The organism is Nocardioides sp., from assembly GCF_030019515.1.
Classification (GTDB): domain Bacteria; phylum Actinomycetota; class Actinomycetes; order Propionibacteriales; family Nocardioidaceae; genus Nocardioides.
The window spans coordinates 45,960-59,175 of sequence record NZ_JASEEQ010000018.1 but is presented as its reverse complement, the minus strand read 5'-3'; the positions used below and the strand labels follow the sequence as shown (position 1 = coordinate 59,175).

Sequence of the window (13,216 nt, the reverse complement as noted above, 5' to 3'; positions counted from 1 at the left end):
CGGCCGCGAGCAGCCTCGGTCCGGGGTCAGCCTCGGCGCGGGTCGGCCACCAGGACCTCGGCGAGCGGGCGCCGAGGCGTCCGCGGCAGCGGGCTCCGGGCGATCTCCTGCCAGCCGATCCGGACCAGCAGCTGCGGGTGCAGCAGGCCGCCGAGCAGCTCGTGGTGGAGCGCCGTCCGAGTCTCGTCGACCTCGATCACCTGGCTCAGCGGCACCACCGAGAGGCCGTCGTTCATGGCATGCAGCCACAGCTGGTCGAGCGCCTCGCCGGCGCGCAGCCACGCCTCGATGTCGTCGGCGTCGGTGGCGACCACCAGCAGCCCGTCGGAGTTCTCGATCGAGCCGCGGTCGTCCAGCTCCTCGACGGGCCCGTCGACGAAGCGGGATCCTCGCCCCGGCGTCCCGGCAGCCGGCAGCAGCTCGCGGGGGATGCCGTCGACCTCGCTGCGGTCCAGCCAGGAGCGCTGCTCGTTCGCGAACCGGCGGTCGGCCTTCTGGATCGTCGTCGCGCGGCTGACCAGCAGCTCCACGCGCACCCGGTCGTGCGCCGCGGTCACCGGGACGACCCGGGCCTGGTCCACGCCCACCGACGCGGCCAGCCGGGCCAGTCGCTCCGGCGGGATCGGCCAGGACGTGAAGCGCCGCCGGTCGGTACGGCGCTCCTGCAGCGCCTCGAGGTCCTGGAGGGCTCGGGGGAGCTGGTTGCCCCGTCGCAGGTGGAGCGTCGCGAGGTGGTCGGGGTCCCGGGGGTCGGGGAGGCGGGTGATCTCGGCCGGCCAGCCGTAGGCCTGCGCGGCGACCGTGGCCTCGTGGAGCGCCGCGCCGCAGCTGATCGCCAGGTTCCGGCCGACCGGGTCGGCCGCGGCCAGCTGGCGGTCGCGGTCGGCGTACAGGTCCACCCGGTCCCCGCCCACCCGCCACCGCCACGGCTGGCTGTTGTGGATGCTGGGCGCGCGGAGCGCGGCCTCCGCGATCCGCAGGCCCGGGATGGTCTCGGGGCGCGCAGCGCTCCCGGCCCCTGGCGTCACGGCCTCCTCCTTGGTCCTGGACATGGGTTTCACCCCCTCGGGTGCTCAACGATGGGCGGCCATCGGGACACAGGTCCAGAGACCTAGGTCCCGAGACCTGATGATCGGGAAGGTCTCAGTCGACCCAGACGTCGATCACGCCGGGCACGGTGTGCGCCACGACGTGCGCGAGCGACCGCTCGGGCGCCCCGCTGGGCCCGGAGACGCTGACGATGCCGTCGGTGACCTCCACCAGCCAGTCCGGGTGCCCCAGCGAGCGGAGCAGCTCGTCGACGTCCGCGGCGATCACGTCGTCGGCGCGGGCCAGCACCTGGACCACGTCGCTGCGGCTGACGACGCCGACCAGCCGGCCGTCGTCGTCGACCACCGGCAGGCTCTTGACCGCGGTCGAGGTCATCACCTCCACGGCCCGCGCCAGGTCGTCGTTGCGGCGCACCGATACCGGGTGCCGGGTGTAGACCTCCTCCACGGTGCGCGGCGGGAACACCGGCTCGATCGAGACCGGGCGGGCCGCGGCGCGCGGGTCGGGGGCGACGACGTCGCGGATCAGGTCAGCCTCGCTGACCACGCCCTGCAGGCGGCCGGCGCCGTCGACGACCGGCAGGCAGGTGATCCCGTGCTCGGCCAGGTGCGAGAGCGCCTCCTTGATCGTGGTCGAGGGACGCACCGTCATCGGCTCCGGTGTCATCAGTTCCTGCACCAGCATCGTGCTCTCCCTCCTGTGATTCAGCGTTCGCGCCGACGGGCTCGTCGGTCCTGGCTCCAGCCTCCGGTGCGCGGGGCTTCGGACCCAGGGACAAAGGTCCCGCGGACCGGGGGCCATCGACAGGCAACATCGGGCGCCGCGCGACCTAGGTTGAAAGGCATGGAGGACCAGGCGACGAGCGGGCAGATCACCGTCTACCTGCTCGATGACCACGAGCTGGTGCGCCGGGGGATCCGGGAGCTGCTGGAGAGCGAGGGCGACATCGTCGTCATCGGCGAGTCCGGCCTGGCGACCGAGGCCGCGCGCCGCATCCCGGCACTCCGCCCCGACGTCGCGATCCTCGACGGCCGGCTGCCCGACGGGTCCGGGATCGACGTGTGCCGCGACGTGCGCTCGGTCGACCCGGGCATCGCCGCGCTGATCCTGACGTCGTACGACGACGACGAGGCGCTCTTCTCCGCGATCATGGCCGGCGCGGCCGGCTACATCCTCAAGCAGGTCAAGGGCACCGACTTCGTCGAGACCGTCCGCCGGGTCGCCGCCGGCCAGTCGATGCTGGACCCGGCCGTCACCGCCCACGTCCTGGACCGGCTGCGCGCCGGGCCGCGGACGGACCCGTCGATCGAGCAGCTGACCGCTCAGGAGCAGCGGATCCTCGAGCTGATCGGCCAGGGCATGACCAACCGGCAGATCGCCGCGCACCTGTGCCTGGCCGAGAAGACCGTCAAGAACTACGTCTCCTCGATGCTCGCGAAGCTGGGTCTCGAGAGCCGCACCCAGGCGGCGATCTTCGCCACCAAGCACCTCGGGGTCTGACCCGGCCTGCGGACCCCGCGTCGACCCGGCCAGGCTCCGTGACCGGCCGGGTCGACCGGCAGGGTCGGCGCGTGGCGCCCGGGCTCCCCGCCGGCCGGTCTCGGCGCCCGTCGGCTCAGGTTCCGTTGGCGCCGTACAGACGCCGGCCGCTGACCTCGTGGACGTCGACGCGGACGAACAGCGCGCGGGTCCCGATCGGCCACACCTCCAGGCCGATCAGCATGTCCGGGACGTCCTGGGCGTCGACGAGCTCGGCGGTGCCGACGACGACGACGCTCCACCCGGCCCGGGTGATCGGGTCGATCTGGTCGACCTCGACCACGACCCGCTGCTCGTTGCACTCGCGCGCCAGCGTGGAGTCGGGGGTGGTGCGGAACCACACGGCGCCAGCGACGACGGCGTAGTTGACCGGTACGACGGCGACGCCCTCGGGACCGACCCAGGCGACGCGGGCGATGTCGGCCGACTCCAGCAGGTTCCAGCAGTCGTAGGACAGGAGGGTGGCCAGTCGGCCCTCGGACTCGGGTCGTGTCTTCATCTCGGTCCCTCCAGCGCTCGGGTGCGCCGCGGATGCCCGCGGTGGGTCCCCCCAACCTGCCGGGTGTGACGGATGCCTCCCAGTCCGTAGCGACCCGGTCTGGCAGGACCTTGGTCCCAGGCTGGGCGGGAGTTGATAGCGTCCTCCGGAGGCCCCGAGCTGACAGGGAGGGTGGCATGCAGCTGCCGCGGCACGCGGGGTCGCAGGGCGACCCCGTCCACCTCGGCTCGGAGCTGGCCGGGACGGGGTTCGACGAGCTCCTGCGCGAGGTCCTGCTGCGGGTGCACGGCGTGCTCGACGACCGGGCCCGGTGGCGACTCCTCCTCGACGCCGTGGTCACGATGGCGGCCGACCTCTCCCTCGACGACCTGCTCACCCGGATCGTGGAGATCGCCAGCGACCTGGCCGGTGCCCGCTACGCCGCGCTCGGGGTGCTCGGCGCGGGCGAGGACCGGCGCCTGCAGACGTTCGTGACGCACGGCGTGACCAGCACGCAGCACCACGAGATCGGCGACCTCCCGACCGGCCACGGGCTGCTCGGCCTGATCATCGACCAGCCCGAGCCGCTGCGCCTGCACGACATCGCCGAGCACCCCGCGTCGTACGGCTTCCCGCCCCACCACCCGCCGATGCGCTCCTTCCTGGGCGTGCCCGTGCGGATCCGGGAGAAGGTGTTCGGGAACCTCTACCTGACCGAGAAGGTCGGCGACGGCGACTTCACCGAGCAGGACGAGGAGATCGTGGTCGCGCTCGCGGCCGCGGCCGGCGTCGCGATCGAGAACGCCCGCCTGCACGAGGAGGCGGCGCGCCGGGAGCGCTGGCTCGCCGCCACTGCGGAGATCACCGCGCGGCTCGCCGGGCCGGGCGGGCACGAGGACGCGCTCCAGGTCATCGCCGACCATGCGCGCGAGCTCGCCGCGGCCGACGTCGCCTGGATCGTGGCCGGGCCGGGGGTCGAGGCCCTGCGGGTGCGGGTCGTGTCGGGGGAGAAGGCCGACCCGGGGGTGATGGACACCGTCGACCTCGGGTCCTCCCTCAGCAGCAGCGTCGTGCGGACGGCCACCCCGATCACCGTCGAGGACATCGGCGCGGACCCTCAGGCCGTGAATGTGCCGAAGGCGCTCGGCTGGCCGCGGATCGGCCCGGCGATCATCGTGCCGCTGCGCGGCACCGCCGCGGCGCAGGGCGTGCTCGCCCTGGGCTGGCGGCCGGAGAACGTGATGGCGTTCCACGCCGTCGACCCGACGCTGCCGGCCAGCTTCGCCGAGCAGGCCGCGTTGGCGCTCGAGGTGACCCAGGCCCGCGAGGACCGGCAGCGGCTGGTGCTCTTCGAGGACCGCGACCGGATCGGCCGGGACCTGCACGACCTGGTCATCCAGCGGCTGTTCGCGGTCGGGCTGAGCCTGCAGAGCACCGCCCGGGCAGCCGGGTCGGAGGACCTCACCGAGAAGCTCGACGCCGCCGTCGACGACCTGGACACGACCATCCGCGACATCCGGCGCACGATCTTCGCCCTCGGCTCGGCCGAGAACGCCTCCGACATCCAGGCCGAGGTCACCCGGATGGTGGACCGTGCGGCGGGGACCCTGAAGTTCCGTCCGGCGCTGCGCTTCGAGGGCCCGGTCCGCACCCGGGTCGGCACCGACGTCGCCCCCGACGTGCTCGCCGTGCTGACCGAGGCGCTCTCCAACGCCGCCCGGCACGCGCGCGCCACGTCGGTGTCGGTCGAGCTGGCCGCCGTCGACGGCGTCCGCCTCACGGTGGCCGACAACGGGCGCGGGATGCCCGAGGACGTGCCGCAGAGCGGCCTGTCGAACATGCGGCAGCGCGCCGAGCGGCGCGGCGGCCGGTGCACGATCACCTCGCTCCCCGGCCACGGCACCACCGTGGAGTGGTGGGTCCCCGCTTGAGCTGACGCGCGTGGTCACGCGCCGGATCGAGGTGTGCCGGCGCCGGCGACGCGGTCGGCGTGGTCGGTCGCTCAGATGAAGAGCAGCTGGGCGCCCTCGGTCATCTCGATGAACTCGGAGGCGCTGATGATCCCCTCGACCCCCTCGTAGAGGTCCTTCTCGGTGAGGTGCTGCATGTCCGCGGACATCCGGCACGCCCAGAGGTGGCCGCCGGAGCCGAGGATCTGCTCGAGGAACTCGGGGACGTCGGGTACGTCGAGGTCCGCGATCGACTTGCGCAGCTTGTGGGTCGCCAGCGCGGTCATGCCGGGCAGGCCGCCGAGGCCCTGTGGCATGTGTGTCGCCGGGTTGCCGACCGGGGTGAACTTCAACTCGGCCATGTGCTCGCGGTTGATCATGTCGAAGCCCCAGAACGTGAAGAACAGGTGCACCTCGATGCCCTCGCCGAGCGCCGCGTTGGCGAGGATCAGGCCCGGGTAGGCCATGTCCAGGCTGCCCTTGGAGCAGATGATGGCGAGCTTGCGGCCCGAGGGAGGGGCGTCGAAGGTCGGGACCAGGGGGCTCGTTTCGGGGGTCAGGTCGGTGGTCATGGCGGTCTCCTCACACGCAGCCGCGAGGCTTGGGCAGGCCGGCGACGTACGCCATCTTCTTGGCGGGCTTGACGGGGAACAGCTCGAACAGATGCTTGACCGGGATCTCCAGCCCGGTGCTCACCCGGCGCAGCGTCGGCGTCTCGCCGGTCTGTGCGTGCTCGGCGCGCAGGAAGCTCAGGACCGTCCAGTGCTCGCTCTCGAGCGTGACGCCGATCTGCTCCGCGAGAGCCGTTGCGACCTCCTCGCTCCACTCGCTGCGGTCGGTCAGGAAGCCCTCCTGGTCGACGGTCAGGGTGTGGCCGCCGATGGTGGTCGTGCTCATCCCTCCTCCTTCATCTACCTGTTGCTGCTGGTTCGGGGCGCCCCGTGATCACGCGGGGACGTGCTTGCCGGCCATGCTCATCGTGGCCGGCAGGGGGATCGGCCGGCCGGGGAGCAGGACGTTCCAGTAGATCCACGGGAAGGCCTGCTTGCCGAGGTGGTTGAGGCGGGACTCCTCGAGCAGGGCCATCGGCCCGACGTACGGCACCGGGAACCGTCCGGGCAGCGGCTCGACGTCGTAGTTGAAGTCGATGAGCAGTGCCTTGCCGTCGCCGCTCTCGACGAAGCAGTTGGCGTGGCCGTCGAACTCGTGTGTCATCGGCCGTCCGGCGATGTGGTCGAGGAAGTTCTCCACGAACACGTCGACCGCGAAGTGCGCGACCGACCCGGCCTTCGACGTCGGGATGTCGGAGGCGTCGCCGAGGGCGAAGATGTCGTCGTGCCCGCGGGCCAGGAAGGTCTGGGGGTCGACCGGCACGTAGTTGAGGTCGTCGCCGAGCCCCGACCGCCCGACGAAGTCCGCACCCATGTTCAAGGGCACGGTCACCAGCAGGTCGAACGGCAGGCTGCGGCCGTCGTAGGACTCCAGGGTCGCGGCCTGGTCGTCGACGCGCTCCACCACGAAGTCGGTCTCGACCGTAATGTGCCGCTCCTCGAGCAGGTGGCCCAGGCGCTCCGAGGCGATCGGGCGCGTGAACGCACCCGAGAGCGGAGTGACGTAGACGATCTCGACGTCGTTGCGCCGGCCCCGTTCGCGCAGCCAGGACTCGGCCAGGAACGTGAACTCCAACGGTGCGACCGGGCACTTGATCGGCATCTCGGTGATGTGCACGAGGAGCCGCCCGCGCTCGAACCGCTCGAGTGCGTCGCGCAGCAGGGTCGCGCCCTCGAGCGTGTAGAACTCGTGGACGCTGCGCCGCCACAGGGCGCCGGTCACGCCGGGCGTCTCATCGGGGCGCGGGCTGGTGCCGGTCGCGATCACCAGCTGGTCGTAGCCGAGCACGGTCCCGTCGCCGAGACGGACCTCGTTGCGGTCGGCGTCGACCACGTCGACCTCCGCAGTCACGAACCGCACCCCGTCGGCGATCTGGGCGTGCCGCGACCGGGTGAGCCGGGTGGGGTTCGCGGCACCGAACGGGACCTGGAGGTAGCCCGGTTGGTAGTGGTGGGCGTCGTCGCGGTCGACGACCGTGATGTTCCACAGCGTCGGTTCTAGCCGCTTGTGGAGCTTGTTCACGATCATGGTTCCGGCAGTTCCACCGCCGAGGACGAGCAGTTCGTGCATCCCGTTCACCTCTCTCAACTGGTCTCAGCTGGCCGCTACGTCGGAGTCGCCGGTGCGCCAGCGCCGGGCCGCCTGCGCGACCTCCCTCGCCCAGGCGATCGCGTGGTCGAGCTCACCGGCGACGAGCGGTCCCTTGACGTCGTGCACCAGGAACGGCGTGGGCCGGGACACCAGGTGGTAGCCACGTCGGGCGAGCAGGTGGCAGGCCCGTGTGGAGGCGGCCTTCGGGAGGCTGCGCACCTTGGTGACCCTGGTGTCGAACGCGGCGGCGGCCCGGCCGCGGGCCTCCTCGCGCGGCCCCATCGCGCCGATCCACTCGCGGATCCCGGTGCTGGCCAGCTCCGGGCTGGCGCCCTGGCGCACCGCGTCCTGGCGGGTCGAGGGCCGGCTCAGCGAGAACGCATGGGTCGGAGCACCGAGGACGAGGAGGTCGAAGGTGGCCTCCCTGGCGGGCGGGGCGTGGCGCACGTCCACGAGCTCGGTCTCCACACCCTCGGCACGCAGGCCGTCAGCGACCGCCGCGGCGACATCGTGGGTCGAGCCGAACATCGACTCGTACACGACGAGGGCCTTGAGCGGCGCGGCTGCACCCCGCTCGGGGACGTGGTCCTGGTGCGGCTGGGTGCTCATGGTGATGACTCCTACCGACGGGTCGGGTTCGTCAGCTTTCAATGTGGGCACGAACGCTCCGTTCCCGCACGGGCCGAGGGACCACCGGCCCCGGGCCCTAGGTCCCTGTTGCCGTCCGCCGGACTCGCGGAGATTGGCAGGAGCGGGACCGGAGCGGAGCGGGTTGCCGCCACCACGAGGAGGGCAAGGCCCGATCGCCGGCGCCTGGTGGGGGATCGAGAAGGAGACGACATGCTCGAGATCGAACCCAGGAAGGTCCTGCTGGGCGTAGGCGACGAGGACGTCGAGGGCGCGCTCGCGTACGCCGTCGCCGAGGCCCGTCGCCGGGGTGCCGGGGTGCACCTGCTGCACGCCGTACCCGGGATGGCCGTCGGCGGCGACCCCACCGCCATGGTGATCGAGGGCGATGCCCTGTATGCCAAGGGCGGGCGGATCCTGGCGGCCGTGGCCCAACGGCTCGAGCACGAGCTCGGCGAGCTGCCGGTCAGCACCGAGCTGCACACCGGACCCGTCGTGCCGGTGCTCACGGGCGCGAGCCGGCACGCGGGCGTCGTCGTCCTCCAGCGCCAGCGGATGGGGCGGCCCGGCCGGATCCCGACGCTGTCGGTCACCAACGCCGTGGCCGCGCACGCGGTGGTGCCGGTGGTGGCGGTGCCGGCCGGCTGGCAGCCCGACCCCGAGCGCGACCCGGTCGTCCTCGCCGGCCTGGGCGACGTCGAGCTCGCCCCCGACGTGGTGCGCACCGCGCTGGGGGAGGCGGCCCGCCGGGGTGGCCGGGCCCGGCTGCTGCACGCCTGGCACTACTCCGACGCCTACGACGAGCTGGTCTTCGCGGGGACCGCCGCGCACGACCACGAGGCCCGCCTGCGCCGGGACATCGAGGCCGGGCTGGCGCCGCTGCTCGCCGAGCACCCCGGCGTACCGGTGGAGCTGGTCCCCGTGCACGCCCGCCCGGCGGACGCCCTGGTGGCCGAGTCGCGCACGGCGGGCGTCGTGGTGCTCGGCCGGCATCGCTCCTCGATGCCCTGGGGACCGCACCTCGGGTCGGTGGTGCGCGCCGTGCTGCGCGAGTCGGGCTGCCCGGTCCTCGTCGTGGACCCCTCGCCGGCCCGCACCGAGTAGGTCGAGTCGGCGCGTCTTGCCCGCGTGAGAGGCGCGAGTCGGCGCGTCTTGCCCGCGTGCGAGGCGCGAGTCGGCGCGTCTTGCCCACGCGCCTGTGGAGAAGTTGAGCATGATGCGCCGACTCGGCGTCCGGATCGGCGCTGGGCCGGACGGGCCGAAGGGCCCGGGGGTGGCGGGCGCTCGGCCCTGCTGCCGGAGCGCCTGCCGAGCAGACGATGAGGGTGACGGAACCACCGTCAGGTTCTCCAGAGCCGGACACCAGGGAGGTCAGGTCATGACCACACAGCCACGTCCCGTGGTCATCGGAGTCGACGGGACCGACGCCAACGCCGGTGCGCTGCGCTTCGGGGTGGAGGAGGCCAGGCGGACCGGGGCGATCGTGAAGCTGATCCACGTGGTGCCCGACTACGTTCCGATCTCTCCGATGATGCCGCTCACGCCGTCCGAGCTGACCGAGACCGGCGCCGCCGTGCTCACCCGCGCCGAGGCGCAGGTGCGCGAGCTTGCCCCCGACCTGGTGGTCGAGGGCTGGCTGCACCACGGCACCCGGCCGGTGCAGCTCGCGAACGCCGCGGACGACGCCCAGGTGGTCGTGGTCGGCCGGGACAACCGGCCGCTGGTGGAGCGGCTGCTGCGCGGCGACACCGCCGCCGGCGTCGCCGCCCGTGCCTCGGTGCCGATGGTGCTGGTGCCCGCCGACTGGACCCCGGCTCCGTCTCGCGGCGTGGTCCTGGTCGGCGTGAAGTCGCCGTCGCACTCCACCGCGCTGCTCGGCGACGCCATGGCCCTCGCCGCGGAGCGCCGGGCGCGGCTCGTGGTCCTGCACGCCTGGAAGCTGCCCAGCGGCTACGACGACATCATCGAGTCCCGCGTCGCCGCCGACGACTGGCGGCGCCAGTCGCTCGACGAGATGGAGGCGCTGCTGGCCGAGTGGCGGGTCACCTACCCGGAGGTCGAGGTCGAGATCCGGGTGGTCCACGACCACCCGAGCTTCGCGCTCGTCGAGGGCTCCCTCGAGGCCGACGTCATCGTGCTGGTACGCCGTGCCCACGGCGTGCCCGCGGCGACCCACCTGGGCGGTACGGCGCGCGCCGTGCTGCGCTCGGCACACTGCCCGGTCCGGGTGGTCCCTCCCAACGCGGTCGGCCCGATGCCGGGCCTGGTGCTGGAGCAGGCCGGGGCGATCCGGAAGTGAACGGCCCGGCGGGCGCCGAGGGGTTGACCGCCGCCGAGGCCGCCGAGCGGCTGCGTGAGCAGGGGGCGAACCTCCCGCCACGCGGCCGCCAGCGGCGGCTGCTGGGCCGGGTCCTGGACCAGCTCCGAGACCCGATGATCCTGCTGCTGATGGGCGCGTTCGTCGTCATCGTCGCCCTCGGCGACGTGGCCGACGCCTCGATCATCGCTGCCGTCGTGGTGCTCAACACCACCATCGGAGTGGTGCAGGAGGTCCGCGCGGCCAATGCGCTGGCCGCGCTGGACCGGATGGCGGCGCCGTGGGCGACGGTGCTGCGCGACGGGGAGCTGACCCGGGTGCCCGCTCCGGACGTGGTGACCGGCGACCTGGTCCGCCTCGAGGCCGGGGACGTCGTCCCGGCCGACGGCGAGCTCGTCGAGGCCGCCGGGCTGCAGGTCGACGAGTCCGCGATGACCGGGGAGTCGGTGCCCGTCATCCGCGGTCCGGGGGAGGAGCTGCTGGCGGGCACGGTCCTGACCCGCGGCCGCGGCTTCGCGACCGTCACCCGGACCGGCGCCGAGAGCGGCCTCGGCCGGATCGCCGCGCAGATCGCGGCGGCCGGGGTGCGGCCGACGCCGCTGCAGCAGCGGCTGTCCCGGCTGTCCCGGCAGCTGGTCGTCCTGACCGTCGCGGTGGCGGCCCTGGTGCTGGTGCTCGGCCTGCTGCGCGGCGAGCCGCTCGACGACATGGTGATCCTCGCGGTGAGCCTCGCCGTGGCCGCGATCCCCGAGTCGCTGCCGGCGGTGGTCACCATCGCGCTCGCCCTGGGTGCCTACCGGATGGCCCGCCGCTCCGCCCTGGTCCGGCGGTTGCCCGCCGTCGAGACGCTCGGCTCGGTCACCGTGCTCGCCTCCGACAAGACCGGGACCCTCACCGAGGGACGGATGGTCGTCCAGGAGCTCTGGTCGCCGCACGGGGCGTGGCGGGTGACCGGGCAGGGGTACGCCGTCGACGGCACGCTGGTGGCCCAGGGCGCCGACGTCGTACCGGCCGAGCTCGACGCGCTCGCCCGCGACCTGGTGCTCTGCAACGACGCCCGGCTCGGCGGCCCCCGGGACGGCGACTGGGACGTGGTCGGCGACCCGATGGAGGCCGCCCTGCTCGTCGCGGTGGCCAAGCACGACCCGGCCGCGCTGGGGTCGGCCGCGACCTGGGAGCGGGTCGACGAGACGCCGTTCGACAGCGAGACCAAGCGGATGACGACCGTGCACCGGGCCGCTGGGGACGGCCCGGGTCCCGGGGACGGGGAGTGCTGGCTGGTCGTGTGCAAGGGGGCCCCCGAGGCGGTGATCGGGCTGCTCGCCGACCGTGCGGTCGCGGCCGCGGCGCAGGAGGCCGCGACCGGGCTCGCGGAGCGTGGCTTCCGGGTGCTGGCGGTGGCCGACCGGACGGCGCCCACGCGTCCGGAGGACCTCGACCACGGGTTGGTGCTGCGCGGTCTCGCCGCGCTGGCCGATCCGCCGCGGACCACCGCGGAGGAGGTCGTGCGCGCCTGCCGCGCCGCCGGGATCCGGACCGTGATGATCACCGGGGACCACCCGGCGACCGCCCGGGCGATCGCCGACCAGCTGACCCTGACCCGAGAGGGCCCCGAGCTCGCCGAGGGCGCGGAGGTCGGCCGCGGCGAGCACGCCGACCGGGTGGACCGGATCGGCGTCTACGCCCGGGTCCGGCCCGAGCACAAGGTCGACATCATCGACGCCTGGCAGCGCCGCGGCGACGTGGTCGCGATGACCGGCGACGGCGTGAACGACGCACCGGCGCTGCGCCGCGCCGACATCGGGATCGCGATGGGCGACCGCGGCACCGAGGTCGCGCGCCAGGCCGCGGACCTGGTGCTCGCCGACGACGACCTGCGCACCGTGGTCGTGGCCGTCGGCGAGGGCCGGCGCATCTACGGCAACATCCGGAGGTTCCTGCGCTACGGGCTCTCCGGCGGCCTCGCGGAGGTGCTGGTGCTGGTCGCGGGCCCGTTCGTCGGGATCCCGCTGCCGCTGGCGCCCGGCCAGATCCTCTGGATCAACATGATCACCCACGGCCTGCCCGGGGTCGCCTTCGGTGGCGAGCCACCGGATCCCCAGGACATGAGGCGACCCTCGCCGTCGCCGGAGCAGTCGGTGCTGGGCCAGGGCCTGCTGCGCCAGATCCTGGCCGCCGGCACCCTGATCGGGATCGTCGCCCTCGTTGCGGGCCTGCTCGCCCCGGACGGCCAGCACCAGACCTGGGTGTTCCTCACCCTCGGGCTGGCCCAGCTGGGGGTCGCGCTCTCGCTGCGCGCGCCGCGACGCGGCCTGCAGTGGCGCTCGCGGGGGCTCGAGGTCGCCGTCCTGATCGCGGCCGCGCTCCAGGTGCTCGCGGTCGCGTGGTTCCCGCTGCGCGACCTGCTGCGCACCGACACGGTGCCGGCGGTCGACGCGCTGCTGCTGCTGGCGCTGAGCGTCGCGCCCGGGCTGCTGCTGGCGCTGTGGCAGCGGCTCGGCCCAGGGCTCAGCGCTCGCCGGGGTTCAGCCAGCGACCGGTGACCTCGTCGACGTCGATGACGACGGTCGCCGACCGCGGCCCGCGTGGCCACGGCTCCGGGCCGGCCGCGTCCGCGGGCTCGCCGTACCGCACCTCGGCACGACCGCGCGCGAGCACGCTCCAACCCGAGTGGCTGGTCTCGTCGATGTGGTCGGCCTGGAACGCGACCCGCTCCACGTCGGCCTTCTGCACCATCGCGGAGTACGCCGCCGTGCGGATCCTGATGGTCCGCCCGTCGACCACGAAGTTGACCGGCACGACCACCGGGCCGCTCGTCGTGGACCAGGCGATCCGGCCCACCGGTGTCGTCGTGAGCAGCTGCCAGCACTCGTCGACCGGCAGGTCCACGAGCTGTCCACGGGCCGCCTTGTCCATGACTCCTCCTCGGTCGCGCCACGGGGCTCGGTGTCCCATCTCCGTGCGGGACCCCGGTATCGAGTAAACCCGACCGAGCCAGCGACCGCAGGCACCTTCGCAGGTACCACGGCCCTCGCTCCGAGGACCTACGTCTCT

At 73.5% G+C, this 13,216-nt stretch carries 13 protein-coding genes; 5 read left to right on the top strand and 8 right to left on the bottom strand.

The features are described from left to right. Positions 1-26 precede the first annotated feature (26 nt). A complete protein-coding gene (locus QMC84_RS20235; RefSeq protein WP_300378059.1) occupies positions 27-1,052 on the bottom strand; it encodes a nitroreductase family protein in 1,026 nt (341 codons plus the stop codon). A gap of 91 nt (positions 1,053-1,143) precedes the next feature. Then, complete coding sequence (locus tag QMC84_RS20230) at positions 1,144-1,734, bottom strand: CBS domain-containing protein (RefSeq protein WP_300378057.1); 591 nt, start codon at positions 1,732-1,734, stop codon at positions 1,144-1,146. 159 nt (positions 1,735-1,893) lie between these two features. Here QMC84_RS20230 and QMC84_RS20225 point away from each other — a divergent pair, with 159 nt between their 5' ends. Further along, positions 1,894-2,550: a response regulator transcription factor gene (locus QMC84_RS20225; protein ID WP_300378055.1), complete on the top strand. Its 657-nt coding sequence runs from the start codon at positions 1,894-1,896 to the stop codon at positions 2,548-2,550. Positions 2,551-2,665: 115 nt separating this feature from the next. Here the strand turns inward: QMC84_RS20225 and QMC84_RS20220 are convergent, their stop codons facing one another. Next, positions 2,666-3,088 carry a pyridoxamine 5'-phosphate oxidase family protein gene (locus QMC84_RS20220; protein WP_300378053.1) on the bottom strand — a complete coding sequence of 141 codons (423 nt, stop codon included), beginning with the start codon at positions 3,086-3,088 and terminating at the stop codon, positions 2,666-2,668. Positions 3,089-3,264: 176 nt separating this feature from the next. Here QMC84_RS20220 and QMC84_RS20215 point away from each other — a divergent pair, with 176 nt between their 5' ends. After that, positions 3,265-4,998 carry a GAF domain-containing protein gene (locus QMC84_RS20215; RefSeq protein WP_300378051.1) on the top strand — a complete coding sequence of 578 codons (1,734 nt, stop codon included), beginning with the start codon at positions 3,265-3,267 and terminating at the stop codon, positions 4,996-4,998. Positions 4,999-5,069: 71 nt separating this feature from the next. Here QMC84_RS20215 and QMC84_RS20210 read toward each other — a convergent pair whose 3' ends face one another. Genes QMC84_RS20210 through QMC84_RS20195 form a run of 4 tightly spaced genes read right to left on the bottom strand, consistent with a single transcriptional unit; the run spans position 5,070 to position 7,827 of the window. Further along, the gene (locus QMC84_RS20210; protein WP_300378049.1) at positions 5,070-5,588 is read right to left on the bottom strand and encodes a DsrE/DsrF/DrsH-like family protein; all 519 of its coding nucleotides are present in this window, start codon (positions 5,586-5,588) and stop codon (positions 5,070-5,072) included. Between the two features lie 10 nt (positions 5,589-5,598). After that, positions 5,599-5,913 carry a TusE/DsrC/DsvC family sulfur relay protein gene (locus tag QMC84_RS20205; protein WP_300378047.1) on the bottom strand — a complete coding sequence of 105 codons (315 nt, stop codon included), beginning with the start codon at positions 5,911-5,913 and terminating at the stop codon, positions 5,599-5,601. Positions 5,914-5,961: 48 nt separating this feature from the next. Beyond that, entirely contained in the window at positions 5,962-7,197 is a 1,236-nt protein-coding gene (locus QMC84_RS20200; RefSeq protein ID WP_300378045.1) for an FAD/NAD(P)-binding oxidoreductase, read from the bottom strand. A 24-nt stretch (positions 7,198-7,221) separates the two neighbouring features. Continuing rightward, a complete protein-coding gene (locus tag QMC84_RS20195; RefSeq protein WP_300378043.1) occupies positions 7,222-7,827 on the bottom strand; it encodes a flavodoxin domain-containing protein in 606 nt (201 codons plus the stop codon). A gap of 231 nt (positions 7,828-8,058) precedes the next feature. Here QMC84_RS20195 and QMC84_RS20190 point away from each other — a divergent pair, with 231 nt between their 5' ends. The 3 genes from QMC84_RS20190 (at position 8,059) to QMC84_RS20180 (ending at position 12,705) form a co-directional block, all read left to right on the top strand. Next, positions 8,059-8,949, top strand: coding sequence for a universal stress protein (locus tag QMC84_RS20190; protein WP_300378041.1), 891 nt, complete (start codon positions 8,059-8,061; stop codon positions 8,947-8,949). Between the two features lie 274 nt (positions 8,950-9,223). Then, positions 9,224-10,144: a universal stress protein gene (locus QMC84_RS20185; protein ID WP_300378038.1), complete on the top strand. Its 921-nt coding sequence runs from the start codon at positions 9,224-9,226 to the stop codon at positions 10,142-10,144. Then, complete coding sequence (locus QMC84_RS20180; RefSeq protein ID WP_300378035.1) at positions 10,141-12,705, top strand: cation-transporting P-type ATPase; 2,565 nt, start codon at positions 10,141-10,143, stop codon at positions 12,703-12,705. Before QMC84_RS20185 ends, QMC84_RS20180 begins: the two co-directional genes overlap by 4 nt. On the opposite strand, the gene QMC84_RS20175 is transcribed toward QMC84_RS20180, so the two are convergent. Next, on the bottom strand, positions 12,671-13,078 hold the full coding sequence (locus QMC84_RS20175; RefSeq protein WP_300378032.1) for a pyridoxamine 5'-phosphate oxidase family protein: 408 nt from the start codon (positions 13,076-13,078) through the stop codon (positions 12,671-12,673). The two genes, QMC84_RS20180 and QMC84_RS20175, sit on opposite strands and share 35 nt — an antisense overlap. Between the last annotated feature and the right edge of the window lie 138 nt (positions 13,079-13,216).

What these genes read in the sequence shown, in the direction of transcription:
- QMC84_RS20230 (WP_300378057.1), bottom strand. Translation starts at nt 1,734, where the DNA reads ATGCTGGTGCAGGAACTGATGACACCGGAGCCGATGACGGTGCGTCCC.
- QMC84_RS20175 (WP_300378032.1), bottom strand. Translation starts at nt 13,078, where the DNA reads ATGGACAAGGCGGCCCGTGGACAGCTCGTGGACCTGCCGGTCGACGAG.
- QMC84_RS20190 (WP_300378041.1), top strand. Translation starts at nt 8,059, where the DNA reads ATGCTCGAGATCGAACCCAGGAAGGTCCTGCTGGGCGTAGGCGACGAG.
- QMC84_RS20200 (WP_300378045.1), bottom strand. Translation starts at nt 7,197, where the DNA reads ATGCACGAACTGCTCGTCCTCGGCGGTGGAACTGCCGGAACCATGATC.
- QMC84_RS20210 (WP_300378049.1), bottom strand. Translation starts at nt 5,588, where the DNA reads ATGACCACCGACCTGACCCCCGAAACGAGCCCCCTGGTCCCGACCTTC.
- QMC84_RS20205 (WP_300378047.1), bottom strand. Translation starts at nt 5,913, where the DNA reads ATGAGCACGACCACCATCGGCGGCCACACCCTGACCGTCGACCAGGAG.
- QMC84_RS20235 (WP_300378059.1), bottom strand. Translation starts at nt 1,052, where the DNA reads ATGTCCAGGACCAAGGAGGAGGCCGTGACGCCAGGGGCCGGGAGCGCT.
- QMC84_RS20195 (WP_300378043.1), bottom strand. Translation starts at nt 7,827, where the DNA reads ATGAGCACCCAGCCGCACCAGGACCACGTCCCCGAGCGGGGTGCAGCC.
- QMC84_RS20225 (WP_300378055.1), top strand. Translation starts at nt 1,894, where the DNA reads ATGGAGGACCAGGCGACGAGCGGGCAGATCACCGTCTACCTGCTCGAT.
- QMC84_RS20220 (WP_300378053.1), bottom strand. Translation starts at nt 3,088, where the DNA reads ATGAAGACACGACCCGAGTCCGAGGGCCGACTGGCCACCCTCCTGTCC.
- QMC84_RS20215 (WP_300378051.1), top strand. Translation starts at nt 3,265, where the DNA reads ATGCAGCTGCCGCGGCACGCGGGGTCGCAGGGCGACCCCGTCCACCTC.
- QMC84_RS20185 (WP_300378038.1), top strand. Translation starts at nt 9,224, where the DNA reads ATGACCACACAGCCACGTCCCGTGGTCATCGGAGTCGACGGGACCGAC.